We start from the raw sequence: 26,400 nt of genomic DNA on the forward strand, positions 1-26,400 counted from the left end.
CTTAACCGCGTGGCGCCTGGGCGCTGGCGACTTTCACGTTGTTGCCCGCCACCTTCGGCGCCGGGTTGCTGGCCTCCAGGGCCTGGCGCTGCTGGGCGAGGGCGGCGAGGGTCTGTTCGCTGGCCATCGGTGTTTCTTCCGGGGTGACCGGTGAGCCAGGGCGTACGCGCTGCAGGCCCTTGACCACGATGCGGTCGTCCTTGCCCAGGCCGCTGCGCACGATGCGCAGGCCTTCCAGCTTCGGCCCCAGCTCCACGGCGCGGTAGGCGGCCTTGTTGTCCTTGTCCATGACCAGCACGAACTTCTTGCCAAGGTCGGTGCCCACGGCTTCGTCGTTGATCAGCACGGCCTGGTACTGGGCGCTGCCCACCAGCTTCAGGCGTGCATACAGGCCTGGGGTGAACTGGCCGTCGCTGTTGTCGAACACCGCACGGCCACGGATGGTGCCGGTGCGCGGGTTGACCTGGTTGTCGACGAAGTTCATCTGGCCCAGGTGCGGGTTGCCGGTTTCGTTGGTCAGGCCCAGGTACACCGGGGTGCTCTGGCCGCGCTGGCCTTCGCGGGCCAGCTGGGTGTACTTGAGGTACACGCGCTCGTCGGCGTCGAAGTAGGCGTAGACCTTGTCGGTGGAGACCACGCTGGTCAGCGGGGTGACATCGGCGGTGACGATGTTGCCGGCGGTGAACTGGGCGCGGCTGACGCGGCCGCTGATGGGCGCGGTGACACGGGTGAAGCTGAGGTTCAGGCGTGCCAGGTCGAGCTGGGCCTGGATCGCGTCGACCCCGGCGCGGGCTTCGGCGGCGGCGCTGCTACGCGATTCGGCCAGTTCTGCGGAAATGGCGTTGCTGTCACGCAGGCGTTCGCCACGGCGGGCTTCGTTGGCGCTGCGGATGGCGGTGGCCTTGGCTTGCTGTAGCTGGGCTTCGAGGCGGCGGACGTCTGCCTGGAACGGGCGCGGGTCGATCTGGAACAGCAGGTCGCCTTTCTTGACCTGGGCACCTTCAGTGAAGGCCACCAGGTCGATCTGGCCAGAGACCCGTGGGCGAACCTCGACGGTTTCCGGGGCTTCGAGACGGCCGGTGAACTCGTCCCATTCGTTGATCGGTTGCTCGATCACCTTGGCCACACTGACCTTCGGCGCGGCGGGAGCCTGCACGGCGTCGGGGGTTCGACCGCAAGCGCTGATCACCACCACTGCCAGGGCAGCGAGGGGGAAGCGCAAGGGTTTGAGTGATTGTTCCATGGAGAACTCCGCCAATGTATTAGTAGTGGGCGGAGTGTGAGTGTCTTGCGCGTGATGCACGAATCGAACGGGGCGAAGGTTATTATCACGATGAATGATATGTGTGGGGCGTTCATCGATTTGTGGCATGATCTTGTTGTAGTGGGTTTAGGTATGGCACCGGCTTTGCCGGTGTTCGCGGGCTTGCCCGCTCCCACAGGTACGGCGCTGGATTTGGAGAATGCACGGTCCCTGTGGGAGCGGGCATGCCCGCGAAGGGCCGCAAAGCGGCCCCATTTGCTAACCCCGGCAATCTCAGCTCGATACGCGGAACCCATGGGTGCCATCGCGCTCCAGCTGGGCAATCAAGCCGAACTCCCAGTCCAGATACCCCTGCATTGCCTCGTGCGGGTTGTCCGTCCCTTCATAAGGCCGGCGATAACGGTCGGTACGCGCCACGGCCAAGCGCGTTTCGCCGCTCTCCAGCGCCTTGCCCGCCGCAATCCAGCGCGCCGTGCCGCCGTCCAGCACGTGCACCGGGGTTTGCGTCAGTGCCTGCAAGTCCAGCGCCGCAAAGCGCGCCAGCAGGCTGCTGCCGCAGGTCAGCACATAGCGCTCGGCTACCGGCAAGCGCTCCAGCACCTGTGGCAACTGCGCGCGGATCGCCCAGTAAGCGCCTGGAATGTGCCGTTTCACATAGTTGGCACTGCTGGTGAAGTCCAGCAGCACGGTGCCTGGCGCTTGCAGCCAGTCCTCCAGCTGCTCGACACCGATTTCGGTCACCACTGGCAACGCCGGCTGCGGCGCCTGCCACTCGCCGGCTGCACTGAAGTCTGCCGCTGACAAACCGTCCAGCACTGCCACCTGCCAGCCCATTTGCGCCAGCCACGAAGCGCTCATGTTGGCCCGCACGCCGTCATCGTCCACCAGCACGATGCGCGCCCCGCGTACGCTGGCGACATGGTCGGTTTCCTGCACCAGCTGCCCGCCCGGTACGCTGCGGCTGGCCGGCAGGTGGCCCTGGGCGTATTCCTCGGGCGTGCGCACGTCGAACAGGTAGGTGGTGCGGCTGGTATCAGCCTGCCAGGCGGCCAGGCCTTCGCGCTCCAGGCGGGCCACGCCGGCGCGGTCGGCCACGCCGCGCGCGCGCTGTGCGGCATCGGCACGGGTACTGTCGGTAACCTCGGCGAAGCGCCGTTGCTGGCCGTGGGCCAGGGTTTGCCCGGCCAGGGTCCAGCCAATGGTGCCGTTGCGCAGGGCCGCCACCGGGTTGGGGATGCCGGCGTTGACCAGCGACTGGGTGCCGATGATGCTGCGGGTGCGCCCGGCGCAATTGACGATCACCTGGGTGGCAGGGTCGGGCGCCAGCTCGGCCACCCGCAGCACCAGTTCGGCACCCGGGACGCTGATGCCACCCGGGATGCTCATGGTCTGGTATTCGTCGAAGCGGCGGGCGTCGAGCACCACCACATCGGCCTTGGCATCCAGCAGCGCCTGCACCTGTTCGGCTGCCAGCGATGGGGTGTGGCGCACGCTTTCCACCAGCTCGCCAAAGGCCTTGCTCGGCACGTTGACGTCGCGGAACAGTTCGCCGCCTGCTGCGCGCCAGCCCGCCAGGCCACCTTCGAGCAGTGCCACATCGCTGTAGCCCAGTGCCGTCAGACGCTGGCCGGCCTGGGCCGCCAGGCCTTCGCCGTCGTCATACAGGGTGATGGCGGTGTCGCGCCGGGGGACCCGGGCAAACACCTCCAGCTCCAGTTTCGACAACGGAATGTTGGCGGCGAACAACGGGTGTGCCTGGGCGAACGGGTCTTCCTCGCGTACATCGATCAGCGCCAGTTCTTCATGGGCCAGCAATGCCCGACGAATGTCGTGGAAGGCGCGGGTGGCTACGGTACTCATGGGGCAGGGTTCTCTTTGGACAGGTCCCAGATATTGGGCAGAAGGGTGTTGGAATAGCCGGAAATGAACGGTTTCTCGCTGCCGTCGGGCAGGTACACGGCACGGCTGACGGCGCCGATGTTGGCGCCATACACGTGAATGCTGATCGACACCTGGTCGGCGAAGGCGTTGCTGACCTGGTGGATATCACCGATGCGCGGCGATACGGCCGCCACGTGGCCAGGGTCGATGCGCACCGGCTCGCCTGCCGGTAGCAACACACCGTGCTCGCTACGGACAAAGCCTTGCGAGTATTCGGCGCCACGCAACATGCCGATCAGGCCCCACACCCGGTGGTCGTGGATCGGCGTCTGCTGGCCTGGCCCCCAGACGAAACTGACGATGGAAAAGCGCTGGCGCGAATCGCAATGCAGCAGGTATTGCTGGTAACGGGCCGGGTCCGGCTGCGCCAGCGCCTCGGGCAGCCAGTCGTCATGGGCGACCAGGCTGCGCAGCAGGCCCTGGCCCTGGTCGAGGAGGGTGGCTTCGTCGGTTTCCCGGTCCAGCAGTTGCGAAAGTGCGTCGATGAAGTGACGCAGGCGCTCGAGGCGCAGGGGTTGGCTCATGGTTCAGGCTCGGCTGACGGTTTGGTTAAACCCTAGCAAATGCGATGAGTATTCTTAAAAGTAAAAATATTCATAAGCTAATATGCAAAAAATGCATTTACAGCTTGGCTGATCTGTTTTGAAATGAGCGCAACGAACAGCAAGCCCCGCGACTACACCACGAGACCGCACGCGCGGATCGGCCTTATGTACCTCGACGGTACCTGGAGACGAACGTGCGATACCTCAAGCAATTGGCCGCCGGTGTGCTGGCCAGCTCCCTCAGCCTGGCGGCCGCCGCGCAAACCCTGGTGGTTGGCGACCAGAGCTTCAATGCCCGCGCCGTGATGGAAGCGGCCGGCGTGCTCGACGACCTGCCCTATACCCTGGAATGGAAGCAGTTCACCGCCGGCTCGCCGGTGGCCGAGGCGCTGAACGTGGGCAGCCTGGACATCGGCCTGCTGGGCGATGCGCCGCCGTTGTTCCTCGGTGCGCTGGGTGCGCCGATCAAGGTGATTGCGGTCAGCCGGCAGAACCTGGAGGGCGTGGCCATCCTGGCACGCAAGGACTCGAACATTCACCGCCTCGAAGACCTGCGTGGCAAACGTGCGGCGATCTGGAAGGGTTCCTGGAGCCAGCAGCTGTTGCTCAGCGCGCTGGACAAGGCTGCGGTGCCGCGTGACGCCCTGGAGCTGCGCTACCTCAGCGCCCTGGATGCGTCGCATGCCCTGGATGGTGGTTCGGTGGACGTGATCGCCACCTGGGAACCCTATGTCACCCAGCAGGAGCGCCAAGGCGCCCGGGTGCTGGCCACGGCCGATGGGTTGATCCCGGCCCAGAGTTTCGTGGTGGCCAATGCCAAGGCGGTGGAGGCCAAACGGGCGCAGATCAGTGATTTTCTCCAGCGCCTGAAGAAGGCCCGTGACTGGACCCTGAGCGACCCCGCTCACACCGAGGCGTATGCCGATGCCTGGGCCAAGCGCACCCGTGCCGACCGCGACATCGCCCGGGCCTGGTTTGCCAGGGCGCGTACCGATGTGGCGGCACTGAACCCGCAGGTGATCGTGGAGGCGCAGAAGACCGTGGACTTCTTTGCCGGGCTGGGGCTGATCAAGGCCTACCCGGCGGCCAGCCTGTTCGATACCTCGTTCGCGGCGGCGTTCGAGCACTGATTACGCCTGTACCGGCCCTATCGCGGGTAAACCCGCTCCCACAGGGGCAGTGCAGCACTCGAATACTGCGCAATTCCTGTGGGAGCGGGTTTACCCGCGAAGAGGCCGGCACAGCTACCACCATTTCCGAGGAATACCCATGACCACCCGCAAGATCAAGCTTGGTGCCCTGACCATGGGCTGCGGCGGCCCTGGCCGGCACAACCTGTGGCTCGACCCGGAGCTGCCTGCCGACGCCAGCGTCAATATCGACTGGTACATCGACATCGCCCGCCAGGCCGAGGCGGCGTTGTTCGACCTGATGTTCATCGTCGACAGCCAGTACATCACCCCCGGCTCGCCGTCCCATTACCTCAACCGCCTGGAGCCGCTGACCCTGCTCTCGGCGCTGGCGGTAAGCACACGCCACATCGGCCTGGTCGGCACCCTGACCACTTCCTACAACGAACCCTTCAACGTCGCCCGCCGCCTCGCCTCGCTGGACCTGATCAGCAAGGGCCGCGCCGGCTGGAACGTGGTCACCAGTGGCGACGCCGGCACCGCCGGCAACTATGGCCGTGACGAGCACTACGACTACGACACCCGCTATGCCCGCGCCCAGGAGCACGTCGCCGTGGTGCAGGGCCTGTGGCGCTCCTATGAAGACGGCGCCTTCCCGCGCAACCGGGCTACCGGGCAGTTCCTCGACCCCAGCCGGATGCATGCCCTGAACCACAAGGGCGAGCACTTCTCGGTGGTGGGGCCGTTGAACATCCAGCGCTCGCCACAGGGCCAGCCGGTCATCTTCCAGGCCGGCGATTCGCAGCAGGGGCGTGACCTTGGGGCCGCCACGGCGGATGTGATCTTCACCCACGCCGCCAGCATCGAGCAGGGCCAGGCGTTCTACCGTGATGTGAAGGGCCGCGCCGCGCGACTGGGGCGTGACCCCGAGCAGTTGCTGGTATTGCCCGGGGCCGAGATCTATGTCGGCGACACCGACGAACACGCCCGTGAAATCGAGCGCCATTACCACCAGCAGGACCACAGCTTCGAGCTGGCGCTCAAGGAGTTCGGGCGCAACTTCGGCTGGCACGACTTCAGCCAGTACGACCTCGATGCGCCATTCCCGCAAGAAAGCCTGGAGCACGCGCGCAGCAGCTTCTTCACCAACGCCAGGCGCATTGCCGACCAGGCACGGGAGCAGGGCTTGAGCTTGCGCCAGGCGGTGGAGTTCGGCCGCCAGTTGCGGCCGGGGGCCTTCGTCGGTTCGCCGGCAACGGTAGCGGCCAGAATGGCCGAGTGGTTCGAGGCGCGGGCGCTGGATGGTTTCAACATCTATATCGGCCACCCCGGGCAGTTCCGCCGCTTTACCGAGCAAGTGGTGCCGCTGCTGCAGGAACGCGGGGTATACCGCACCGCCTACGAGGGCACCACCCTGCGTGAAAGCCTGGGCCTGGCCATTCAGTGAATGCTCGAGGCCAGTTCGAAGATCGGCATGTACATCAGGATCACGATCAGGCCGATCAGCAGGCCGATGAAGGTCATCAGCAGTGGTTCGAACAGCTTGACGAACCATTCCACCCAACGGCCGATTTCCTGGTCATGGAAGTCGGCGCAGCGCTCCAGCATCTCGCCCAGGTTGCCGGACTGCTCGCCGGCCCGCAGCAGGCGCAGCGATACCGGCGTGACCAGTTGCCCGGCCTCCAGCGCGTCGGACAACGGCAGCCCTTCGCCGACCCGCTGGCTGGCGTGCTCCAGGCCCTGGGCCGCCGCGCTGCCGAGCAGGCCGCGGGCCATGCCCATGGCGGTGAGGATGGGGATACCGCCTTGCAGCAGGATGCCCAGCGAGCGGTAGAAGCGCGCCAGTTCGTACATCATCAGGCGTTGGTGCAGTGCCGGCAGGCGCCGCAGCTGGCAGGCTGCCCAGCGCCGCACCCGTGGCTGGCGGCGCAGCAGCCACAGCGCCATGACCACGCCGAAGGTGCCAAACGCCAGTGGCAGTTGCTGGGCATGCAGGAACAGGCCGATCTGCATCAGCAGCCGAGACAGCCAGGGCAACTCGGTGCCCATGCCCTCGAATACCTGGCTGAAACGCGGCACCACGTAGCCAAGCAGGAACAGCACCACGCCACCGCCCACCAGCAATAGCAGCAACGGGTACACCGAGGCGCCCACCAGCTTCTGCCGTACCAGGTCCAGGCGCTGGCGGTAGCTGATGTAGCGGGCGAGGGCGTCGCCCAGTGCGCCGGTACGCTCGCTGGATTGCACCAGCGCCACGTACAGCGGCGGGAATACCCGTGGCTGTTGGCCCAGGGCCTGGGACAGCGAGCGGCCTTCGTACAGTTGGCGGACCAGTTCGGCGAGCACTTTGCGCGTTGCCGCTGCGGGGGCCTTTTCCGCCAGGCTCTCCAGCGCGTCGATCAGCGGCAGGCCGGCGTTGAGCAGGGTCGACAGTTCCTGGCTGAACAGCACCAGGTCAAAGCTTGCTTCGCGGCGCCAGGCCATGCCGCGCAAGGCGCCGCCGTGGCCGCGCAGGCTGAGCACGCGCAGGCCCTGGTCCTCGGCCTGGCGGCGGGCCTGGTCGGCGTCCTCGGCCTCGATCTGCAACTGCACCACACCCTGCCTGCCCAGGGCCTTGAGGCTGTAGCGCATGGCCGTTCTCCCTACTGCCAACTGGTGATTTCGGCGTTTTCCCCGTCGCCACCGGGCTGGCCGTCCTTGCCCATCGACAGCAGGTCGTACTCGCCGCCGTTCTCGCCAGGTTGCCGGTAGATGTACGGGCGGCCCCACGGGTCTTGCGGCACGGCCTTCTGCAGGTACGGGCCGGTCCAGCGCGCTTCGCCACTGGGGGCGATCACCAGGGCCTGCAGGCCTTGCTCACTGCTGGGGTAGTGGCCGACTTCGAGGCGGTACAGGTCCAGGGCCTTGCTCAGCCCCTCTATCTGCGCCCGCGCCACCTTGGCCTCGGAGCGGCCTAGCTGGCTGAAGTACTTGGGCGCGACGATACCGGCCAAAAGGCCGAGCACCACCAGCACCACCAGGAGTTCAAGCAGGGTGAAGCCACGTTGAGGGTTGGTTCTGCGCTGCATGGTGAAGCCCTCCGCTGCATGGGGACAAGCTTTTGCAGGCTCCATGCAACAGCCGTGCACGCCTGCGCTGGCGCCTTGCACCATGCGGTATGCAAAGCGGCACAGTGCTTGCGTCGTGGTCATCGACCTCGGGTTTTCCGGGGTATATCCCCCAAATTTGGGGGTACCACGAAGAGGCGACCGACATGCGTGGACTCATTCTCGGTTTGATCTGGCTGGTGGCAGGTGCTGCCCAGGCCGATGTGTACATTTCCATCGACGCCAAAGGCAGCTACATACTGACCAACGTCCATCGACCCGGGCGCCTCTATGAAACGGTGATCAGCGAGCCGAAGGCCCAGGCCGGCCCGGCCAACGCGCAGCTCATCACCGGCCGCCCCTACGCCAAGCTGGTCGCCGCCGCGGCGCGTACCCACGACGTCCCCCCGGCGTTGCTGCATGCGGTGATCAAGGCCGAGTCCGGCTACAACCCCAAGGCCCGTTCACCGGCGGGCGCCGTGGGGCTGATGCAACTGATGCCGGATACCGCCCGCGAGATGGGCGTGGAAAACCGCCTGGACCCGGAAGACAACGTGCAGGGCGGGGCCCGCTACCTCAAGCGCATGCTCAACTTGTTCGACAATGACATCACCCTGGCCGTGGCGGCCTACAACGCCGGCCCCGAAGCTGTGCTGCGCCGTGGTGCGGTACCGCCGTTTGCCGAGACCCGGCGCTATGTACCGAATGTGCTGCGGGAGTACCGCCGGTTGCAGGGGTTGACGGGTGATTAGCCTCTGTAGCCCCTTTCAAAGCTGGCGCGACCCCTGTGGGAGCGGCTTTAGCCGCGAAGAATCCAACGCGGTGCATGGCACCGGCTGCGCCGGTGTTCGCGGCTAAAGCCGCTCCCACAGGGACCGTGTGAGCATCTGGATTTTTGCAAGGCAGGTGCGTTCAGTACGGGAAACAAAACAATACCCTTCGGCGGATGCCACCAAGCTGACCCGATGGTTTCCCCAACTCTGGGCTATAACCTTCTGAAGGTGCCCAGTTGTGGAGTCCGCCATGGACATCGCCCCTCGTTCCGACGCTATTGAAGTACCCGCCGGTAACGAACTGGCCACCCCACGCAAGCCGTTCAACCTGCTGCGCTGGTACGCCTGGGTCAGCCTGGCGATCATCCTCTCGGTAGCGGTCGGGCTGGGGTTGATTTCCAGCCGTTTCATCATCGACGAGAGCATCGAGCGCGATGCCTTGCTCACCGCGCAATTCATTACCTCCATCGCCGATGCCGAAGTGCGCCATGTGTCGATCCCCAATGTGCGCACCATGGGTGAACTGCTCGACCCGCGCATCGACCGCGCCAACCTGCTCGATGTCGACCCGGACGCCCGGCGCAGGGCGCGTGGCGAGTTCCTCGACCACATCGCCCACCTGCCCGACATGCTGCTGGCCAACATCTATGCCCCGGACCGTACGGTGATCTGGTCCAGCAACCCGGCGCTGGTCGGCAAGCTGATCGAAGGCGACCAGGATCTGGAGAAGGCCTTCGAATACAAGATGCGAGTCTCGGCCAGCTACCACAACTTCGAACAGGCCCGCGCCGAGCAGAAGTTCGTCATCCCACCCGAGCAGTTGTTCATCGAGAACTACATTCCGCTGTTCGATGCCGATGGCGAGCAGGTCACGGCGATGGTCGAGATCTACAAGGAGCCCCATGACCTGATCGTGCGCATCGAGCATGGCCTGATCCTGATCTGGCTGGCGATCACCGTCGGTGCCGGGCTGGTCTACGTCGGCCTGTACGGCATCATGCACCGCGCCGCGCGACTGCTGTCGGTGCAGCAGAAACGGCTGATCAGCAACGAAACCTACGTGGCACTGGGCGAGGTGTCCTCGGCGGTAGCCCACAGCCTGCGCAACCCGCTGGCCAGCATCCGTTCCAGTGCCGAGCTGGCCCAGGCGTTCGACGACGGCCCGGCGCAGCGCAATGTCAACGACATCATCAGCCAGGTCGACCGCATGTCGCAGTGGATCCGCCAGATGTTGCAGTCATTGCGCCCGCTCAACGATGAGGCAGTGGCGGTGGATTTGCCGCTGGCATTGCAGGAAAGCCTGCAGACCTACGCGGTGCTGCTGGCGCGTGGCGGCGTGAGCGTGGACCTGCAACCGTTACCGGCGGTGCAGGTGCTGGGGCACCCGGTGTTACTGCGGCAGATTTTCAGTAGCCTGATCGCCAACGCCCTGGAGTCGATGGAGCAGGGTGGGCGGTTGCGTGTCGAGGTGGTGCGCCATGACCGGCGTAACTTGACCCTGCGCCTGTCCGACAACGGCAAAGGCATGAACGAAGAGCAGCAGCGCATGGCCTTCCGGCCTTTCTTCACCACCAAGCAGGGTGGGTTGGGCGTGGGCCTGGTGTTGGTCAAACGCATCATGGAACGCTTCGGTGGCAGCGTCCGGCTCAGCAGCAGTGAAGGCCATGGCACCCGGGTTTCGTTGAGTTTCCGGCTGATGGAATTCTCATGATTTACATTGATAAATATTCGTATCTTCTTGTTTATAAAGGACTTATGTTTTTGGGGTGAAAATCCCCAAATGTGGGGGATCATCCTCCATGCGAATCTAGGAAAATTCATTAACCTATTGATTATAAACAACTAATCAAATCAGTCGGGTGGCTGGCTGGGTTCTTGCAACGTGACAGGCGGAGCGCAACACACGACAAATGGCAGCTGCGGCTGCACGGGTGGAGTGCTATCAATTGGCTACTGTTCGTCGCCTTGATGCATTTCTGAACGGACGCCCTGCGCGGGAAGCACGCGATGCAGATGCTGGATAATGAAGTGCCAGGCAAGGCCAGTACTACCGCCAGCGGTGTGGCCGTGCCATTGCGCGAGTTCAACCTGCTGCGCTGGTTCTCGGTCATCAGCCTGCTGATCATCGCCTCGGTGGCAGGCGGGCTGGGGTATGTGTCGACGCGTTTCGTGGTGCGCGACAGCGTCGAGCGCGATGCCATGCTCACCGCCCAGTTCATCCAGGCCATGGCCCAGGCCGAAGTGCGCCATTCGCAGTTGCCGCCGGGCACCACCATGGGCGAGTTGCTTGACCCGCGCCTGGACCAGCAGCACCTGCAGTTCACCCCGGACCTGGCTGAATCTACCCGGGTCGAGTTCCTCGACCATGTCGAGCACCTGCCGGACACCTTGCTGGCCAATGTCTATGCACGCGACCGCACCATCGTCTGGTCGACCAACCGGGAGCTGATCGGCAAGCGCATCGAGGCCGATGGCGACCTCGACCGCGCCTTCCGCTCGCGCAAGGCGGTGTCGGCCAGCTACCACCAGGCCGACGATGACCGCGAAGAGCAGAAGTTCCAGCGTGAGCCGCGTTACCTGTTCATCGAGAACTACATCCCGCTGTTCGACAGCCAGGGCGAGCAGGTGCTGGCGATGGTGGAGATCTACAAGGAGCCGCAAGACCTGGTGCGGCGCATCCAGCGCGGCTACGTGCTGATCTGGGCCTCGACCCTGGTGGGCGGGGCGCTGGTCTACTTCGGCCTGTTCTGGATCGTGCGCCGCGCGGCGCAGCTGCTGCACCTGCAGCAGGATCGGCTGGTGGCCAGTGAAACCTATGTGGCCCTGGGCGAGATGTCGTCGGCGGTGGCGCATAGCTTGCGCAACCCGCTGGCCAACATCCGCTCCAGCGCAGAACTGGCCCAGGAAATCGCCAACCCCGCAGCGCAGAAGAACATCACCGACATCATCAGCCAGGTCGACCGCATGTCGCGCTGGGTGCGTGACTTGCTGGTGTCGCTGCGCCCGACCAGTGACGACGCCGAGGCCGTGGACCTGGTGACGGCCATCGAGGACACCCACCTGGCCTTCGCCCAGCAGATCGAACGCAACGGCGTGCGCTTCTGCTACGAAGGCCCCGGGGCACAATGGGTGGCCAGCCAGCCGCTACAGCTTACGCAAATTCTCAACACCCTGTTCTCCAATGCCCTGGAAGCCATGCCTGAAGGCGGCATGCTGCGTGCCCAGGTCAATGTGCAGGATGGGCAGCGTGCCGAGTTCGTCCTCAGCGATACCGGCAAGGGCATGAGCCAACAGCAGGAACGGATGGTGTTCAAGCCGTTCTACACCACCAAGCAGGGCGGCCTCGGCGTAGGCCTGGCCTTGGTCAAACGCATCATGGAACGTTTTGGCGGCTCGGTCAGCTTGAGCAGCCGCGAAGAGGAAGGAACCCGCGTCAGCCTCACATTCAATATCGCAGCGGGAGGGGACCATGGAGCACAGCATCCTGGTAGTCGAGGATGATGAAATTCTCGCCGACAACATTCGCACCTACCTCAGCCTCAAGGGCTTCGAGGTCACCGTGTGCCACAGCGCGGAACTGGCGCTGGAGCAGATCAAGCGGGGCCAGCCCGATGCGGTGCTGACCGACAACTCGCTGCCGGGCATGAGCGGGCACGACCTGCTGCGTACCTTGGTGGCGCAGGTGCCGGACCTGAAAGTGATCATGATGACCGGCTACGGCAATGTCGAAGATGCCGTGCAGGCAATGAAGGAGGGCGCCTTCCATTACCTGACCAAGCCGGTGGTGCTGGCCGAGCTCAAGCTGACCCTGGACAAGGCGCTGGCTGCCGAGCGCATGGAACGCACGTTGTCGTTCTACCAGGAGCGCGAGGCGCAGAAGTCCGGGTTGCAGGCGTTGATCGGCGAATCACCGACGATGCTCACCCTCAAGCACACCCTGCGCCAGGTACTGGATGCCGAGCGGCGCATGGCCAGCGACGACTTGCCACCGGTGCTGATCGAAGGCGAGACCGGTACCGGCAAGGAGCTGGTGGCCCGCGCCCTGCATTTCGATGGTTCGCGCAGCAAGGGGCCGTTCATCGAGTTCAACTGTGCCTCGATCCCGGCCAACCTGCTGGAGGCCGAGCTGTTCGGCCACGAGAAGGGCGCCTTCACCGATGCCAAGGAGCGCCGGGTGGGCCTGGTGGAGGCTGCCGATGGCGGCACCTTGTTCCTCGACGAGATTGGCGAGATGGACCTGGTGCTGCAGGCCAAGCTGCTCAAGTTGCTGGAAGACCGCAGTATCCGCCGGATTGGCGCGGTGAAGGAGCGCAAGGTCGACCTGCGGGTGATCAGCGCTACCAACTGCAACCTGGAGCAGATGGTGCAGCAGGGCAAGTTCCGCCGCGACTTGTTCTTCCGCCTGCGCATCATCGCCCTGAAGGTACCGCGCCTGTATGCCCGCGGGCAGGACGTGTTGCTGCTGGCGCGGCATTTCCTGGCCCATCATGGCCGGCGTTATGGCAAGCCGAACCTGCGCTTTTCCGCCGAGGCGGAAAACCTGATGCTCGGTTACAGCTGGCCAGGCAATGTGCGCGAACTGCGCAACATGCTGGAGCAGACCGTGCTGCTGGCACCGAACGAGGTGGTGCAGGCGCATCAGCTCAACCTGTGCATGACCCTGATCGACGAGCCGCTGGTGCAACAGGCGGCGCCTGCGGTGTTCGAAATGCCTCGGCACGAACCCGAGCCCGGCACCAGCCTGCCGGATATGGAGCGCGACCTGGTGTGCAAGACCTTGGACCGCACGGACTGGAACGTGACCAAGTCGGCGCGCATGCTCGGGCTGTCGCGGGACATGCTGCGTTACCGGATCGAGAAACTGGGGCTGACCAGGCCGGACAAGCGCCAGTGGTGAGCATCGGGCAAAGGGCCGTACGGGGACCTGCGGGAGCGGCATTGTTCTTGAGGTTGTCGCTGTACCTGTGGGAGCGGCAACTTTTGGAATTTGAGCAAGACAGTTGCATTCAGGGGCATTGATCAACGCTGATTATCGGCTGCTCCCTGCCGCCCGGTACCTTCCGAGCCACTGCCATCCATACCCGGCAAATCCCGGTTGTCATTCTGTTCAGCGGGCGGGCTGTCCGGGTCGTTGCCTTTTATGCGTGGGTCGGTGTCCCGCGGCATGGGCTTTTCGATCGGGTTGAGGGTGCTGTCCGCGCCCGGCTTGGGCGCCGGGTTGTGCGGGTCGTCGGGATAGGTGGGGCCGGTGCCGGCAGCTATGGCCAATGGCGCGGCGAGCAGGACAATCAGCAGGATGCTTGAGCGGGGCATGGCAGGCTCCTTTGCTTCTGGTAGGGCTGATACTTCCGTTCGGCCCTACCCGAAGCTTCAAGGTGCCATTACCCCGATCAACGGTTACACCACCAGCGACAGCAACATGATGAAGATGATGCCGACGATCGACAGGATGGTCTCCATCATGCTCCAGGTCTTGAAGGTCTCCGCCACGGTCATGTTGAAGTACTGCTTCACCAGCCAGAAACCGGCGTCGTTGACATGGGACAGGATCAACGAGCCGGCGCCGGTGGCCAGCACCAGCAGCTCACGGTTGACCCCAGGCACCAGGTCGATCACCGGTGCGACGATGCCCGCGCCGGTGATGGTGGCGACCGTCGCGGAACCGGTGGCGATGCGGATTACCGCCGCTACCAGCCAGGCCAGCATGATCGGCGAAATCTCCGCCTGCACGGCCATCTGCCCGATCACGTTGCCCACGCCGGTGTCTACCAGCATCTGCTTGAAGCCGCCGCCGGCACCCACGATCAGCACGATCGCCGCGGTCGGTGCCAGGCTCTGGTCGAGCATCTTCATGATCTGCTGGCGGTTGAAGCCACGGGCCGAGCCGAAGGTGTAGAAGGCCAGCAGCAGGGCAGCGAGCAGGGCGGTGATGGGGTGGCCGATCAGGTCCATCCACTGGCGCACGATGTGCTCGGCTGGCAGCACCACGTCGGCGAAGGTCTTCAGCAGCATCAGCACCACCGGCAGCAACACGGTGACCAGGGTGATGGTGAAACTCGGCAGGTTGCCCTGGTCGGACTCCTTGGCGATCTGGTCCATCAGCTCCTGGGACGGGGTGCCCGGGATGTAGCGGGAAATGAAGTTACCGAACAGCGGGCCGGCGATGATGGCGGTAGGCAGCGCCACGATCAGGCCATAGAAGATGGTCTTGCCGATGTCGGCATGGAAGATGCCGATCGCCAGCAACGGGCCCGGGTGCGGGGGCACCAGGCCGTGCACCACCGACAGGCCGGCCAGCAGTGGAATGCCGATCTTGATCAGCGACACGCCGGAGCGCCGGGCGACGATGAACACCAGCGGAATCAGCAGCACGAAGCCGATTTCGAAGAACAGCGGGATGCCCACCAGGAAGGCGGCGAACATCATCGCCCAGTGCACGTTCTTCTTGCCGAAGGCCCGGATGAGGGTTTGCGCGATCTGGTCGGCCCCCCCGGAGTCGGCCATCAGCTTGCCAAGCATGGTGCCCAGGGCAAGTACGATGCCGACGAAGCCCAGCACGCCGCCAAAACCGTCCTGGAACGATTTCATGACCTTGGCCACCGGCATGCCGGAGGTCAGGCCAAGGAAGCCGGCCGCGATGGTCAGGGCGACGAAGGGGTGGACTTTGAAGTGGGTGATCAGCAGGATCAGCCCGACGATGGTAACCAGCGCGTCGAGCAGCAGGAAGGTATCAGTAGCCAGTCCGAACATGGTTTGAAGGCCTCGGTCTTATCGTTGTTTTGGCGTAGCTTTTTTGCAACTTTGCTTGCGCTTATGGGGCAGGGTAGCGCTGTCTTGGGTGGGCCGGGAAAGCCGCCAGGGTCAGGCGGTTTGTGCCAGGCCCGGCTCACCGCGGCTCTTTAGCCAGCTGTCCACCGCATCGGCAAGCGCTCCGATGGGTTGGGTGGCGTCAAGCGCGATAGTCAGAGGTTCGCCGTGTGGCGGTTCGAGGGCAGCGAACTGGCTTTCGATGAGGCTCGCCGGCATGAAATGCCCGGGGCGGGCCAGCACGCGTTTTTCCGCCTCGGCGGGTGACAGCTCGAGGAACACGAACACCAGCCCGGGCATGGCATCGCGCAGGGAGTCGCGATAGCGGCGCTTGAGGGCCGAACAGGTCAGGATCGGACGTTCCCCGGCCTGGGTCGTGGCTTGCAGCTCCTGACCAAGACGCACCAGCCAGCCGGCACGGTCGCTGTCGTCCAGGGGGATGCCAGCGCTCATCTTGCGGATGTTTTCGGCAGGGTGGAAAGCGTCGCCTTCGATCAGGCGGCCGCCGCTTCGGGCGGCGATGGCAGCGCCGATGCAGCTTTTGCCGCAACCGGCCACGCCCATCACCACGATGGCGGACAGGGGAGAAATCATCAGTACCTCCTGCGGGTGAGATAGCGCTGTCTCGTCGTCGACGAACAGCCACCTCCCCGGTGTTATTGATCTTGTCCTTACGCAGTATGGACGCTTGGCGGCGAGCGCGCGGTGGCTGCTACCAAAGATTACATTGCCTGCGTCCTGAGACAGCGCTACCTTAGTGGCCGTTCCCTTTCCTTGCAAGTAGTAAAATTACAACATCCATGTCCCGCACCGGCTCCCGCACCACAGGTCGTCCCACCCTGGCAGAAGTTGCCAGGCTTTCCGGGGTTTCCCCGATTACCGCCTCGCGCGCCCTGCGTGGGGTCAGCACGGTTGCGCCGGAGCTGGTGGAAAAGGTCGTTGCTGCCGCGGCGAGCCTTGGCTACGTGGCCAACCCGGCGGCCCGTGCCCTGGCGTCGGCGCGCAGCCAGTCGGTGGTGGTGTTGATCCCGTCGCTGTCCAACCAGCTGTTCATCGATACGCTGGAAGCCATTCATGAGGTCATGCGCCCGCGCGGGCTCGAGGTGCTGATCGGCAACTATCACTACGATCTTGCCGAAGAAGAGAACCTGATCCGCAACTACCTGGCCTACCAGCCCTGCGGCATGCTGCTGACCGGTTTCGAGCGCAGCGAGGCATCGCGGCAGATGCTGGCGGCCAGTGGTGTGCCCTGTGTGCACATGATGGAACTGAATGGCGAGGCCGGGGCGTTGTCGGTCGGTTTCTCGCAGCAGCAGGCCGGGCGCGCCGCGGCCCGCCACCTGATCGAGCGCGGGCGCAAGCGCCTGGCGTTCATTGCCGCGCAGCTCGACCCGCGGGTGATGCAGCGTGCCGAAGGGTTCCGCCAGGCATTGGCCGAGGCCGGCTTGCAGGCGGCCGAGCTGGAAGTGCTGGCGCCGGAGCCTTCTTCCATTGCCCTGGGCAGCGCGTTGTTCAGCCAGCTGCTGCAACAGGCGCCAGATGTCGACGGTATCTTCTTCTGCAACGACGACCTGGCCCAGGGCGCGGTGCTGCAGGCATTGCGCCAAGGGGTGGAGGTGCCGCGGCAGGTGGCGATGGTCGGTTTCAACGACCTGCCGGCTTCGGCGCACATGGTGCCGCGGCTGACCTCGATTCGCACGCCTCGGGCCGCCGTGGGGCGCGGTGCTGCGCAGGCGTTGCTGGCGTTGCTCGATGGCAAGCGGGTGCCGAATGCGCAGCAGGACCTGGGCTTCGAGTTGATGGTGCGGGAGAGTTCCTGAGCCCGGGCGCTTGCCCATCCTGGTCAAGAAGCGCGCTCCGTACTATGAATGCATTAATTACAAGGTGATAGCACTGTGCTTGCATGGCGCTAACGGCGATCTATGCTCAGGACACCGCGCATACAGGAGCCCGGCGTCATGTTCGATTTCCACCGCAAGTCCGATCTGGTCGAGATCCAGCGCAGTCATGAGGCCTTGGCCAGCTTGCAGGCCAAGCTGGCGGCGATCAGCCGCTCCATGGCAATGATCGAGTTCACCCCCGACGGCACGATCCTCGATGCCAATGAGCGCTTCTGCCAGGCCATGGGCTACAGCGCCGAGGAGTTGCGCGGCAAGCACCACCGGCTGTTCTGCGACCCTGGCTACGCGAAAAGCGCCGAATACCAGCAACTGTGGCGTGAACTGGGGCAGGGCAAGGCCATCAGCGGTACCTTCGAGCGCATCGACAAGGCCGGCCGCGAAGTCTGGCTGGAAGCCAGCTACATGCCGGTACTGGACGAGCAGCTCCAGGTCACCAGCGTGATCAAGGTGGCTTCCGACATCAGCCAGCGGGTGATGGAGGAGCACGAGAGCGAAAGCCTGCTCAAGGCCATCAGCCGCTCCATGGCGGTGATCGAATTCACCCCGCAGGGCCGGGTGATCAAGGCCAACCAGAACTTCCTCGACACCATGGGCTATCGCCTGGACGAGGTGGTCGGTCGCCATCACGGGCTGTTCTGCCTGGCGCATGAGCGCGAATCGGCCGAGTACCGCGAGTTCTGGGCATCGCTCAACCGCGGCGAGTACCATTCGCACCGTTTCGAACGCGTCGACAAACATGGCCGGACGGTCTACCTGGAGGCGTCCTACAACCCGATCTTCGACAGCAAGGGCCGCTTGTACAAGGTGGTGAAGTTCGCCAGCGACATCACCCGCCAGGTCAGCACCCAGCAAAGCGCCGCCGATGCTGCCCATGCCAGTTCGGTGCAGACCGATGCCTGCGCGCGCAAGGGCACCGAGGTGGTACAGCAGGCGGTACAGGTGATCGAGCAGATTTCCCATGAACTCAACGACGCGGCACGCAGTATCGATGCGGTGAGCAAGCAGTCGGATGTAATCGGGCAGATAGTGCTGACCATCCGTGGCATTGCCGACCAGACCAACCTGTTGGCTTTGAACGCAGCCATCGAGGCGGCCCGCGCCGGCGAGCACGGGCGCGGTTTTGCCGTGGTGGCCGACGAGGTGCGCAGCCTGGCGGCGCGAACCAGCAAGGCCACCGTGGAAATCGTCGACGTGGTGCGGCAGAACCACGACCTGTCGCTGTTGGCCGTAGCCAGCATGCAGTCGAGCCTGAAACGCACCGATCATGGCGTGGCGCTGGCCAACGAGGCCGGCACGGTGATCATGGAAATCCAGCAGGGGTCACGGCACGTGGTAAACGCCATCAGCCAGATCAGTTCGACGCTGCAATTGCATTGAGCGCATCGCCCAACTCGTCCAGCAGGGTCTCCAGGCTGGCCTGCAATTGCAGGCGCAGGTCAGTCGTCGGCAGGCCTTGGCCTTGGGCCTGTTCGATGGCTTCGCAATCGTGGACCAGCGTGCGTACCTTGAGCATCTTCGCCCCGCCCTTGATCCTGTGAGCCAGGGCACGCACAGCCTCGCCGGGGGCATCTGCTGCCAGTGCGCGCAAGGTCGCAAGGTCTTCGCTGACGCTTTGTGCCAGCTGTTCCAGCAAATTCCGCGTCAGTTGTTCGTCGTCCTGGGTCAGGTGCCGTAGTTCGCCAAGGTTGAACCCGCTGGCGGCCCGCGCTGGCGGCTGTTGCCGGGGGTGAGCGTGGGGCAGGTGGGCCTTGAGCGTACGCAGGCCAATGGGTTTGAACAGGCATTCGTCCATGCCGCTGGCCAGGCAGCGGGCACGCTCCTCGGCCTGGGCGTTGGCGGTGACGCCGAGAATGCGGCATGCCGCCAGGCCGCGTTCGCCCTCGAGGCTGCGGATGCGGCGGGTCAGTTCGTGGCCGTCCATGACCGGCATGCTGCAGTCGGTGATCACCAAGTCGAAGCGCGCTGCCTGCCAGCGTGCCAGCGCGATTTCCCCGTTCTCCGCCAGCGTGACCCGATGCCCCAGGGTATGCAGTTGCCGCTCCAGCAGCAGCAGGTTGGCGGGGTAGTCGTCGACCACCAGTATGTTCAGCGGGCCGCTGCTGCTTTCCAGCTCCGGGGCGTGCTGTTCGACCTGGACCGGTGCTGCGCACGCGGGCAGCCGCACGCAGACCTGCACCTTGGTACCTACGCCTTCGACGCTCTGCAGGCTCAAGGTGCCGCCCATCAACTCGGCCAGGGTGCGGCTGATGACCAGCCCCAGGCCGGCACCCTGGCGTGCCCGGGGGCCATCGGCCTGGACGAAGGCATTGAACAACCGGGCCTGGTCGGCTGGGCCGATGCCGATACCGGTGTCTCGCACATTCAGTTCCACTGCCAGGCTGTCATTGTTGGCGGGCGAGAGCAGCAGGCTGGCCTGGACTTCGCCGCGGTCGGTGAACTTGATGGCGTTGCTGATCAGGTTGGACAAGACCTGTTTGAGGCGCAGCGGATCAGCCAGTACCCAGGCCGGCGCAGCGGGCAGCTCGCTGTGCAAGTGCAGGCCTTTGGCCCGTGCATTGCCTTCGAACACCCGTACGGTGGCGCGTACCAGTTCGACCAGGTTGGTGGGCACCGGCTGCAGGGTGATGTGCCCGGATTCGATGCGGGAAATGTCGAGAATATCGCCAATCAGCTCAAGCAGGCCGATGGCCGAATCGTGGGCGGTCTGCAAGGTCTGGGTGTCGCAACGGCCGCCGCGGCTGTCTTCCAGGGCCAACTCCAGCAGGCCGATCACGGCATTCATCGGGGTACGGATTTCATGGCTCATGGTGGCCAGGAAGGTGCTTTTGGTCTGGCTGGCCTGTTCGGCGTCGTCCTTGGCCTGGCGCAGTTGCTCGAGCAGGCCGCGGCTGAGCGCCAGCTGCGCTTGCAGTGCATGCTGGGCCTCGGTGCGCTGGTTGATCAGTTTGCGCAGGTAGCTGTTCCAGAACACCACCCCGGCCAGCAGCAAGGCCGACAGCACCAGCACCTGCAAGGCCAGGGTGCGGTAGTCGCGCCAAGGGCTGTCACTCACCAGGGTGGTGGTGCGCCAGCGGTTGATCAACTGGTCCAGCTCTTCGGGTGGAATGCTCAGCAGCGCCTTGTCGAGGATTGCCTGCAGCTGCGGCTGGTCGGCGGCCACGGCGAAGGCGGCGATGGCCGGGTCGTCGTCGAGCACGCTGGCAATGCGCAGGCGGTCCTTGAACACATGGCTGATGTAGTAGGCGGCATTGATATGGCTGCTCAAGGCAACGTCGGCGGCACCGTTGGCCACGGCTTCCATCAGGCCGAGCGGGTTGTCCACTTCGACCATCCTGGCCTGCGGGTAGCGTTGTTGCAGCACGGCCCGTTGCGGCGAGCCGCGCACCAGGGCGATGCGCAGGCCATCAAGCGCCATGGCCTGCGCCGGTAATGCATTGTCGCCACGGGTGACCAGCACCCGCGGGCTGACCAGGTAGGGGCGGGTATAGCGCAGTTGTTTCGAACGGTCCGCGCTATAGCCCAATGCGCCGATCATCTGCGCATCACCGCGCGCCAGGCGCTCGACCATTGCCTGCGCCGACGGGCTTTCGACCGGCTTGAAATGCAGCCCTGTGCGCAGCGAGATCTGCTTGAGCAGGTCGAGGGTAATGCCGCTGGGGCGGTGCTGGGCGTCATTGAAGGTCAGTGGTGCCAGCGATGTGTTGACCAGCACGCTGATGCTGGGGTTGGCGGCGATCCAGGCTTCTTCTTCGGCGGTCAGGGCGGTGAGGTGGCGTTGCAGCAGCAGGCTGGTGTTGCCACTGCTCCAGCGGCGCAGGATGTTCAGGCGTTCGCTTTCGCTGATGCGCGCCAGCGCCTTGTCGACCAACTGGCGCAGACGCGGGTTGTCATTGGCCAGGGCAAAGGCAAACGCCCCGGGGGCAACCTGGCAGAAGTGGTCGATCTTCAGTGTGCCCTGGTAACTCTTGCCAATCGCGAAGTCGGTACTGATGGCATCGCCCAGGTAGGCGTCGGCCTCGCCCAGTTCGACGGCGGCCAGCCCGGCCAGGGTCGAGCGATACAGGCTCAGTTGCGCCTTGGGGTACAGGCTGCGGACGCTGCTGGCCGGCAGGTAATGATCGACCATGGCCAGGCGCAGGCCGGCGAGGTCGGGGGTGCTCTTCAAGCTGTGCCCCTCGCGGGTGACGATGACCGGCAGGTCGTCGGCGTAGCTCGCACTGAGGCTGAGCTGGGCATCCACTGCCTCGAAGGCGTTGGAGCTGCCCAGCAGGTCGATACGGCCGTCGCGTAGCGCAGCGATGGCTTCGTGGCGGCTGTCGTAGCGTCGTACTTCGATGGTGGTGCCCAGCTGTTCAGCGATGATGCCAGCGTAATCGGCGCTGAGGCCTTCATAGTCGCGCTGGCTGACATTGATTTCCAGCGGTGGGTAGTCGGGCCGCGAGCTGCCAAGCACCAGGTGCTGGCGTTGCTGGAGCCATTGCCGCTCTTCGCTGGACAGCGCCAGCGGGGCGGCGGCGCTGACCGAGCGTGCCAGCAACTGGCGGGGTTCGCTGTTGGCCAGCAGCGCGCCGGAATTGGCCAGGCCGATGACCAGAAGGGCGCTTGCCAGCAGGGGCTTCATTGCCACTGAGCGCTCAATAGACGCTGTTGCGCTTGGCCAGGTCGACCATCTCAACCAGCGATTCGGTCTTGAGCTTCTCCATGATGCGGCCCCGGTAGGTGCTGATGGTCTTGGCACTGAGGTTCATGCAGGTGCCGATATTCTTGTTGTTCTCGCCGCGTGACAGGCGCCTGAGCACTTCCATTTCCCGGTTGGACAGGCTCGCCAGGCGCACCGGCTCGCTTTCCAGCGAGTTGCTGTTGACCGACATCTGCGGGAAGGTCGAGTAGCCTTTGACCAAGGCCTTCAGGGCGAACAGCAAGGCCTCGTGGTCCTCGTCCTTGGTGACGAAGGCTCCGATGCCGGCATCCAGGCAGCGCCGTACATACAGGTCGGTGGCCTGGCCGGTCAGTACCATGATCTTGGGGGCCGGTTCCAGGCTTTGGAGGCGCTTGATGACTTCCATGCCGTCCAGGCCCGGAAGCCCGATGTCAAGGATGACCACGTTCGGGCGCAGTGTGCGGACCACCTGAGTGACTTCACTGCCATCGCCGACTTCGCCGACGACCTGGAAGCGCTCGCGTTCGAGCAACATTTTCAAGGACAGTCGCACTATGGGGTGGTCGTCGACGATCAGCACGGTAGTCATGAAGAAAACTCCTGTCAGGATGTGGTCCGCTTCCTGGATCACTCAGGAATACGTCTGCAAGTAGGGTTATCGGAAGCGCTGCACGATACGACCATTCCCGAAATTTGGTAATGCCGAGTATAGAAGTGTTGAAAGTCCCCGGGCTAGTTGTTGAAAAGTCCTACAAAAAGTGGGAAAGACATCACCCTGACAAAGCAACGATGTCTGTTTTTTTGAATGTTTTGAAGTAGATCACGCGCAGGCGGAGTGTGCTTTGCTCACGCGCTGGGTCGAGGCGGGGTTGTTGGCCAGCGACTGGCCGACCCGTGTCGGGCGTGCCACCAACTGGCCGGTGCAGTTCGGGCAGCGGCCCTGGAAACGGGTTTCGGCGCAGGTACGGCAGAAGGTGCATTCGAAGGAGCAGATCAGCGCATCGGGGCTGTCACCCGGCAGGTCGGTATCGCAGCACTCGCAGTTTGGGCGTAGGTCCAGCATGGGCATGACTCCTGTTTGCAGGCGGGAAACCGGAGTCTGCTACGCCCGTGGCGAACCTGGCAATGCTCAGTCGCCAGGGCGATACAGGTGGGCGTGCCCGGCGCGGTACAAGGCCGATTCGGCAAACGGTGTGTCGCCCAGAACATGGCCCACCAGGATCAGCGCCGTGCGTCGGAAGCCCTTGGCCGCGACGCGTTCGACGATATCGCCGAGGGTGCCGCGCACCCAGTCCTGATCCGGCCAGGTGGCGCGATGCACCACCGCCACCGGGCAGTGCGCGCCGTAGTGCGGCAGCAGTTCTTCGACGATACGCGACAGGTGCTTCACCCCCAGGTGGATCGCCAGGGTGCTGCCATGGCGCGCCAGGTCGCCAAGTTGCTCGCCGGGCGGCATCGGCGAACTGTCGCCATAGCGGGTAAGGATAACGGTCTGCGCTACCTGGGGCAGGGTCAGTTCGCAGCCGAGCAGGGCGGCGCTGGCCGCCGTGGCGGTGACCCCGGGAATGATCTGGTAATCGATGCCCAGCGCCTGCAGATGGCGGATCTGCTCGCCGATGGCGCCGTACAGGCTGGGATCGCCACTGTGTACCCGGGCCACATCCTGGCCTTGCTCATGCGCACTGCGCATGGCGGCAATGATCTGCTCCAGGTGCAGTTCGGCGCTGTTGATCACGGTCTCGGCCTGGTGCCCCTCGAGCACGGCGGCCGGCACCAGCGAACCGGCATAGATGATCACCGGGCACTGGCGGATCAGCCGTTGGCCCTTGATTGTGATCAGTTCCGGGTCGCCGGGGCCGGCGCCGATGAAGTAGACCGTCATGGAAAGTCCTTGCAGGAAAGAGGGGGAAACGTTCAACAGGCCAGGGCGAGGGTAGCCGGGCCCAGTACCTGGCGCGTCAGCAGCAACCTGGCCGCGCCGAGCCGCTGGCTGGCCAGGGCCAGTGCCGCGCTCTCCGCCACGCCCCAGCAGCCGCAGTGGGCATGGGCAGCGGCGGAGCGGTGGCTGAGCTGGAGTTCGTAGGGTTGCAACTGCGCGGTATCGTACAACACCAAGGGCACGCCGAGGCGTTCGGCCAGTTGCTGCAAGCCGGGTTCGTCGGCCTTCAGGCTGATGCTGGCGATACCGTGCAGGTCGGCCAACGCCAGGCTCTGGTTGGCCAAGGCCTGGCGTAGCAAGGTTTCCAGCGTGTCCGCCGGGCAACCCCGGCGGCAGCCGAAGCCGGCGTAAAAGGCAGGCATCAGGCCTGGCTGGAGCGCCGGAACAGCCAGGCGCTGAGCAGGCCCAGGGCCAGCCAGAAGGCGGCGTTGGTCAGCCAGGAGGCCACTTTGAACTGGGTTTCCAGTGCGGCGGGGGCCAGGCTCTCGTGCACCTCGGGTTGCGGCGCACCGATCACATGGGGAATGACCAGCAGCACGGCGCCCAGCGCCTTCAGCAACCAGTGGCGGGCGAACACCAGCAGGGCAAGGCCCAGCGCGGTGGCGCTGGCGGTGCCGATCCACCAGGCCTGGCGTTGTCCCAGGTCGGCGGCTGCAGTACCTGGCAGTTCCGGCGGCAGGCCCAGGGTCGGGGCCAGGCAAAACACGGCGAAGCCGGCCAGGCCCCACAGTGCGCCGGTGCCGGCACGCTTGGGTTCGCGCAGGCTGTACAGGGCGGTGAGGATCAGGGCGAAGCCGACCGCGACCACCAGGTTGCCGCCAGTGGTGGACAGCACCCGCTGCCAGCCGTCTTCCGGTGACCAGGCTTCGGCGCTGTGTTCATGGGCGGCCACTTCGCCGGCATGCTCGTGCTGGGCGACCGGAGCCGAGGCTTCGTAGGTTTCTGCCTCGAGGATCAGCGGGGCGACCCAGAAGCTTTGCAGCAAGGTCAGCAGCAAGGCCGCCAGCAACCCGCTGAAGCCCGCGGTACGGGCAATGCGTGTGATCATCGGGCGTACTCAGTGGCAGGGGAAGGCGGCGCTGTGGCGGGTGTCGTGGGCGGCGTTGTGCACGGCCTCGATGTGCGAGAAGCCGGCGAAGTAAACCAGGCACAGGCCCAGCAGGCTGGCGCCGACGGCGATGACGACACGCTGGCTGAGGGTGACGGGGGTGGTGATGCTGTGTTGCTTGGCGCTGGTGACGGGCATGACGCGTTCCTCTGCTTTTTGTGGGCAACGGGCAAGCGCGGCAGCCCCGAGCGTGGCAGCCCAGGGGAATGCAACAGCGCCCGCCCACCGCGGGGTGTTCATGAACGCCAGGCCGGTCTCCGGGCTTGCGAGGAGGAGCCAGGCTCCTGGAAGGCGTCACCTTCCCATGCCGGGTGACCGGGCACAGTGGTACAGACGCTTCGCTCGCTTACCGTTGCGGGGGCAGCACCGGCCTTGTCCGGCCCTGCTGGAGGGCCTGTGACGCACCGGTTTCCCGTTTCACCCCCATCGGGGGCACCTGAACGCGAGGCATAAGGAGACCATGGGGCGGGGCTGCCGTCAATTGCCAGAATCGAGTTTGCCGTCGCCTCGGGTACTCTGTTCATGGCACCGGCTGCGCCAGTATTCGCGGCTAAAGCCTACACAGGTACAGCGTTGCTCTCGAGGTTGTCGCTGTACTTGTGGGAGCGGCCTTGTGTCGCGAAAGGGCCGCAAAGCGGCCCCAGGATTGATGCGTGACAGTTGAAATTGCTGGGGCTGCTTTGCAGCCCTTTCGCGACACAAGGCCGCTCCCACAGGGATTGCGAAGCGCTCCCGGTCAGCCTCGGGCAAACGCTGCCAGCTTCTCCCCATCCAGCCGGTAGCGCACCCACTCATCCTGCGCTTCAGCCCCGAGCTTCTGATAGAAGCCGATCGCGGGCTCGTTCCAGTCCAGCACGCTCCATTCCAGCCGCCCGCAATCATTCGCCACCGCTTCGCGGGCAATATGCTGCAGCAATTGCCGCCCGGCACCGTCGCCGCGCTGCTCGGGCGTTATGTACAGGTCTTCCAGGTAGATGCCGTTGCGCCCGAGCCAGGTCGAGTAGCTGTAGAAATACACGGCAAAGCCGATTGCCCGGCCATCGCGCTCGCAAATCAGGCTGTGCACGGTGCTGCCCTCGCCAAAAAGGCTGCGCTCGATATCGGCAACGCTCGCGATCACCTCGTGGCGAGCGCGTTCGTACTCGGCCAGTTCGGTGATGAAGGCCAGGATCTGCTCGGCATCGGCGCGAACGGCAGGGCGAATGGTAAGGCTCATGGTGACGGCTTCCTTGGTCTGGTGGTTGCG

The 26,400-nt window shown here is 64.8% G+C and carries 23 protein-coding genes, 2 pseudogenes and 1 riboswitch; of the genes and pseudogenes, 9 read left to right on the forward strand and 16 right to left on the reverse strand.

Features of this window, described 5'->3' with window-relative positions; translation table 11 throughout:
• Position 1 precedes the first annotated feature (1 nt).
• The 3 genes from mexE to CAG34_RS05235 form a co-directional block, all read right to left on the reverse strand.
• Entirely contained in the window at positions 2 to 1,243 is a 1,242-nt protein-coding gene (mexE, locus tag CAG34_RS05225) for a multidrug efflux RND transporter periplasmic adaptor subunit MexE (protein ID WP_025339323.1), read from the reverse strand.
• 294 nt (positions 1,244 to 1,537) lie between these two features.
• Entirely contained in the window at positions 1,538 to 3,124 is a 1,587-nt protein-coding gene (locus tag CAG34_RS05230) for a rhodanese-related sulfurtransferase (protein WP_085588524.1), read from the reverse strand.
• Positions 3,121 to 3,729: a cysteine dioxygenase gene (locus tag CAG34_RS05235; protein WP_085588526.1), complete on the reverse strand. Its 609-nt coding sequence runs from the start codon at positions 3,727 to 3,729 to the stop codon at positions 3,121 to 3,123. The genes CAG34_RS05230 and CAG34_RS05235 overlap by 4 nt, the downstream gene beginning before the upstream one ends.
• Positions 3,730 to 3,944: 215 nt before the next feature.
• Between CAG34_RS05235 and CAG34_RS05240 the strand changes: the two genes are divergently transcribed.
• Positions 3,945 to 4,880 carry an ABC transporter substrate-binding protein gene (locus tag CAG34_RS05240; protein ID WP_085588528.1) on the forward strand — a complete coding sequence of 312 codons (936 nt, stop codon included), beginning with the start codon at positions 3,945 to 3,947 and terminating at the stop codon, positions 4,878 to 4,880.
• A gap of 139 nt (positions 4,881 to 5,019) precedes the next feature.
• Positions 5,020 to 6,327 carry an LLM class flavin-dependent oxidoreductase gene (locus CAG34_RS05245; RefSeq protein WP_025339319.1) on the forward strand — a complete coding sequence of 436 codons (1,308 nt, stop codon included), beginning with the start codon at positions 5,020 to 5,022 and terminating at the stop codon, positions 6,325 to 6,327.
• Here CAG34_RS05245 and CAG34_RS05250 read toward each other — a convergent pair.
• Positions 6,321 to 7,511 carry a type II secretion system F family protein gene (locus CAG34_RS05250; RefSeq protein WP_085588530.1) on the reverse strand — a complete coding sequence of 397 codons (1,191 nt, stop codon included), beginning with the start codon at positions 7,509 to 7,511 and terminating at the stop codon, positions 6,321 to 6,323. The two genes, CAG34_RS05245 and CAG34_RS05250, sit on opposite strands and share 7 nt — an antisense overlap.
• An 11-nt stretch (positions 7,512 to 7,522) precedes the next feature.
• Positions 7,523 to 7,948, reverse strand: a complete 426-nt coding sequence (gene gspG, locus CAG34_RS05255) for a type II secretion system major pseudopilin GspG (protein WP_085588532.1) — start codon at positions 7,946 to 7,948, stop codon at positions 7,523 to 7,525.
• A gap of 185 nt (positions 7,949 to 8,133) precedes the next feature.
• On the opposite strand from gspG, the gene CAG34_RS05260 reads away from it, so the two are divergent.
• The 4 genes from CAG34_RS05260 (at position 8,134) to CAG34_RS05275 (ending at position 13,636) form a co-directional block, all read left to right on the forward strand.
• A complete protein-coding gene (locus tag CAG34_RS05260; RefSeq protein WP_023662492.1) occupies positions 8,134 to 8,718 on the forward strand; it encodes a lytic transglycosylase domain-containing protein in 585 nt (194 codons plus the stop codon).
• 271 nt (positions 8,719 to 8,989) lie between these two features.
• On the forward strand, positions 8,990 to 10,450 hold the full coding sequence (locus CAG34_RS05265; protein ID WP_085588534.1) for a HAMP domain-containing sensor histidine kinase: 1,461 nt from the start codon (positions 8,990 to 8,992) through the stop codon (positions 10,448 to 10,450).
• 296 nt (positions 10,451 to 10,746) lie between these two features.
• Positions 10,747 to 12,240: a HAMP domain-containing sensor histidine kinase gene (locus CAG34_RS05270; protein ID WP_085588536.1), complete on the forward strand. Its 1,494-nt coding sequence runs from the start codon at positions 10,747 to 10,749 to the stop codon at positions 12,238 to 12,240.
• Positions 12,209 to 13,636 (forward strand): sigma-54 dependent transcriptional regulator, encoded by a 1,428-nt coding sequence (locus CAG34_RS05275; RefSeq protein ID WP_025339314.1) that lies wholly within the window; start codon positions 12,209 to 12,211, stop codon positions 13,634 to 13,636. Before CAG34_RS05270 ends, CAG34_RS05275 begins: the two co-directional genes overlap by 32 nt.
• A gap of 122 nt (positions 13,637 to 13,758) precedes the next feature.
• On the opposite strand, the gene CAG34_RS05280 is transcribed toward CAG34_RS05275, so the two are convergent.
• From CAG34_RS05280 to CAG34_RS05290, 3 genes are all read right to left on the reverse strand, one after another.
• On the reverse strand, positions 13,759 to 14,052 hold the full coding sequence (locus CAG34_RS05280; RefSeq protein ID WP_085588538.1) for a hypothetical protein: 294 nt from the start codon (positions 14,050 to 14,052) through the stop codon (positions 13,759 to 13,761).
• Between the two features lie 84 nt (positions 14,053 to 14,136).
• Positions 14,137 to 15,489 (reverse strand): GntP family permease, encoded by a 1,353-nt coding sequence (locus tag CAG34_RS05285; RefSeq protein WP_015270532.1) that lies wholly within the window; start codon positions 15,487 to 15,489, stop codon positions 14,137 to 14,139.
• Positions 15,490 to 15,600: 111 nt separating this feature from the next.
• On the reverse strand, positions 15,601 to 16,140 hold the full coding sequence (locus tag CAG34_RS05290) for a gluconokinase (protein ID WP_085588540.1): 540 nt from the start codon (positions 16,138 to 16,140) through the stop codon (positions 15,601 to 15,603).
• A 206-nt stretch (positions 16,141 to 16,346) separates the two neighbouring features.
• On the opposite strand from CAG34_RS05290, the gene CAG34_RS05295 reads away from it, so the two are divergent.
• The 3 genes and pseudogenes from CAG34_RS05295 to CAG34_RS29380 form a co-directional block, all read left to right on the forward strand.
• Positions 16,347 to 17,366 carry a LacI family DNA-binding transcriptional regulator gene (locus CAG34_RS05295; protein ID WP_025339312.1) on the forward strand — a complete coding sequence of 340 codons (1,020 nt, stop codon included), beginning with the start codon at positions 16,347 to 16,349 and terminating at the stop codon, positions 17,364 to 17,366.
• Between the two features lie 237 nt (positions 17,367 to 17,603).
• Positions 17,604 to 18,287 (forward strand): annotated as a pseudogene (locus CAG34_RS29375) (PAS domain-containing protein); the annotation flags it as partial.
• A 111-nt stretch (positions 18,288 to 18,398) separates the two neighbouring features.
• Positions 18,399 to 18,824, forward strand: a pseudogene (locus tag CAG34_RS29380) (methyl-accepting chemotaxis protein); the annotation flags it as partial.
• Here CAG34_RS29380 and CAG34_RS05305 read toward each other — a convergent pair.
• The 8 genes from CAG34_RS05305 to CAG34_RS05340 all read right to left on the reverse strand — a co-directional run bounded on the left by CAG34_RS05305 (position 18,799) and on the right by CAG34_RS05340 (position 26,370).
• A complete protein-coding gene (locus CAG34_RS05305; RefSeq protein WP_085588544.1) occupies positions 18,799 to 22,068 on the reverse strand; it encodes a transporter substrate-binding domain-containing protein in 3,270 nt (1,089 codons plus the stop codon). The pseudogene CAG34_RS29380 and the gene CAG34_RS05305 overlap by 26 nt on opposite strands.
• A gap of 13 nt (positions 22,069 to 22,081) precedes the next feature.
• Entirely contained in the window at positions 22,082 to 22,696 is a 615-nt protein-coding gene (locus CAG34_RS05310; RefSeq protein ID WP_085588546.1) for a response regulator transcription factor, read from the reverse strand.
• Between the two features lie 231 nt (positions 22,697 to 22,927).
• Positions 22,928 to 23,170, reverse strand: coding sequence for a DUF1272 domain-containing protein (locus tag CAG34_RS05315; RefSeq protein ID WP_085588548.1), 243 nt, complete (start codon positions 23,168 to 23,170; stop codon positions 22,928 to 22,930).
• Positions 23,171 to 23,236: 66 nt separating this feature from the next.
• A complete protein-coding gene (gene cobM / locus CAG34_RS05320) occupies positions 23,237 to 23,989 on the reverse strand; it encodes a precorrin-4 C(11)-methyltransferase (RefSeq protein ID WP_085588550.1) in 753 nt (250 codons plus the stop codon).
• Positions 23,990 to 24,021: 32 nt separating this feature from the next.
• Positions 24,022 to 24,408 (reverse strand): cobalamin biosynthesis protein, encoded by a 387-nt coding sequence (locus CAG34_RS05325; protein ID WP_085588552.1) that lies wholly within the window; start codon positions 24,406 to 24,408, stop codon positions 24,022 to 24,024.
• Positions 24,408 to 25,094, reverse strand: a complete 687-nt coding sequence (locus tag CAG34_RS05330; protein WP_085588554.1) for a CbtA family protein — start codon at positions 25,092 to 25,094, stop codon at positions 24,408 to 24,410. Before CAG34_RS05330 ends, CAG34_RS05325 begins: the two co-directional genes overlap by 1 nt.
• Before the next feature lie 9 nt (positions 25,095 to 25,103).
• Positions 25,104 to 25,292 (reverse strand): CbtB domain-containing protein, encoded by a 189-nt coding sequence (locus CAG34_RS05335; protein WP_025339304.1) that lies wholly within the window; start codon positions 25,290 to 25,292, stop codon positions 25,104 to 25,106.
• 92 nt (positions 25,293 to 25,384) lie between these two features.
• A riboswitch (cobalamin riboswitch) is annotated at positions 25,385 to 25,609 on the reverse strand.
• 281 nt (positions 25,610 to 25,890) lie between these two features.
• Positions 25,891 to 26,370 carry a GNAT family N-acetyltransferase gene (locus tag CAG34_RS05340; RefSeq protein ID WP_085588556.1) on the reverse strand — a complete coding sequence of 160 codons (480 nt, stop codon included), beginning with the start codon at positions 26,368 to 26,370 and terminating at the stop codon, positions 25,891 to 25,893.
• Positions 26,371 to 26,400: the final 30 nt, after the last annotated feature.

The organism is Pseudomonas sp. B14(2017) (assembly GCF_002113255.1).
In the GTDB taxonomy this organism is placed as follows: Bacteria; Pseudomonadota; Gammaproteobacteria; order Pseudomonadales; family Pseudomonadaceae; genus Aquipseudomonas; species Aquipseudomonas putida_Z.

Coding starts and splice junctions, on each gene's coding strand:
- mexE (WP_025339323.1), bottom strand. CDS start 1,243: ATGGAACAATCACTCAAACCCTTGCGCTTCCCCCTCGCTGCCCTGGCA.
- CAG34_RS05230 (WP_085588524.1), bottom strand. CDS start 3,124: ATGAGTACCGTAGCCACCCGCGCCTTCCACGACATTCGTCGGGCATTG.
- CAG34_RS05235 (WP_085588526.1), bottom strand. CDS start 3,729: ATGAGCCAACCCCTGCGCCTCGAGCGCCTGCGTCACTTCATCGACGCA.
- CAG34_RS05245 (WP_025339319.1), top strand. CDS start 5,020: ATGACCACCCGCAAGATCAAGCTTGGTGCCCTGACCATGGGCTGCGGC.
- CAG34_RS05250 (WP_085588530.1), bottom strand. CDS start 7,511: ATGCGCTACAGCCTCAAGGCCCTGGGCAGGCAGGGTGTGGTGCAGTTG.
- gspG (WP_085588532.1), bottom strand. CDS start 7,948: ATGCAGCGCAGAACCAACCCTCAACGTGGCTTCACCCTGCTTGAACTC.
- CAG34_RS05260 (WP_023662492.1), top strand. CDS start 8,134: ATGCGTGGACTCATTCTCGGTTTGATCTGGCTGGTGGCAGGTGCTGCC.
- CAG34_RS05265 (WP_085588534.1), top strand. CDS start 8,990: ATGGACATCGCCCCTCGTTCCGACGCTATTGAAGTACCCGCCGGTAAC.
- CAG34_RS05270 (WP_085588536.1), top strand. CDS start 10,747: ATGCAGATGCTGGATAATGAAGTGCCAGGCAAGGCCAGTACTACCGCC.
- CAG34_RS05275 (WP_025339314.1), top strand. CDS start 12,209: ATGGAGCACAGCATCCTGGTAGTCGAGGATGATGAAATTCTCGCCGAC.
- CAG34_RS05280 (WP_085588538.1), bottom strand. CDS start 14,052: ATGCCCCGCTCAAGCATCCTGCTGATTGTCCTGCTCGCCGCGCCATTG.
- CAG34_RS05285 (WP_015270532.1), bottom strand. CDS start 15,489: ATGTTCGGACTGGCTACTGATACCTTCCTGCTGCTCGACGCGCTGGTT.
- CAG34_RS05290 (WP_085588540.1), bottom strand. CDS start 16,140: ATGATTTCTCCCCTGTCCGCCATCGTGGTGATGGGCGTGGCCGGTTGC.
- CAG34_RS05295 (WP_025339312.1), top strand. CDS start 16,347: ATGTCCCGCACCGGCTCCCGCACCACAGGTCGTCCCACCCTGGCAGAA.
- CAG34_RS05305 (WP_085588544.1), bottom strand. CDS start 22,068: ATGAAGCCCCTGCTGGCAAGCGCCCTTCTGGTCATCGGCCTGGCCAAT.
- CAG34_RS05310 (WP_085588546.1), bottom strand. CDS start 22,696: ATGACTACCGTGCTGATCGTCGACGACCACCCCATAGTGCGACTGTCC.
- CAG34_RS05315 (WP_085588548.1), bottom strand. CDS start 23,170: ATGCTGGACCTACGCCCAAACTGCGAGTGCTGCGATACCGACCTGCCG.
- cobM (WP_085588550.1), bottom strand. CDS start 23,989: ATGACGGTCTACTTCATCGGCGCCGGCCCCGGCGACCCGGAACTGATC.
- CAG34_RS05325 (WP_085588552.1), bottom strand. CDS start 24,408: ATGCCTGCCTTTTACGCCGGCTTCGGCTGCCGCCGGGGTTGCCCGGCG.
- CAG34_RS05330 (WP_085588554.1), bottom strand. CDS start 25,094: ATGATCACACGCATTGCCCGTACCGCGGGCTTCAGCGGGTTGCTGGCG.
- CAG34_RS05335 (WP_025339304.1), bottom strand. CDS start 25,292: ATGCCCGTCACCAGCGCCAAGCAACACAGCATCACCACCCCCGTCACC.
- CAG34_RS05340 (WP_085588556.1), bottom strand. CDS start 26,370: ATGAGCCTTACCATTCGCCCTGCCGTTCGCGCCGATGCCGAGCAGATC.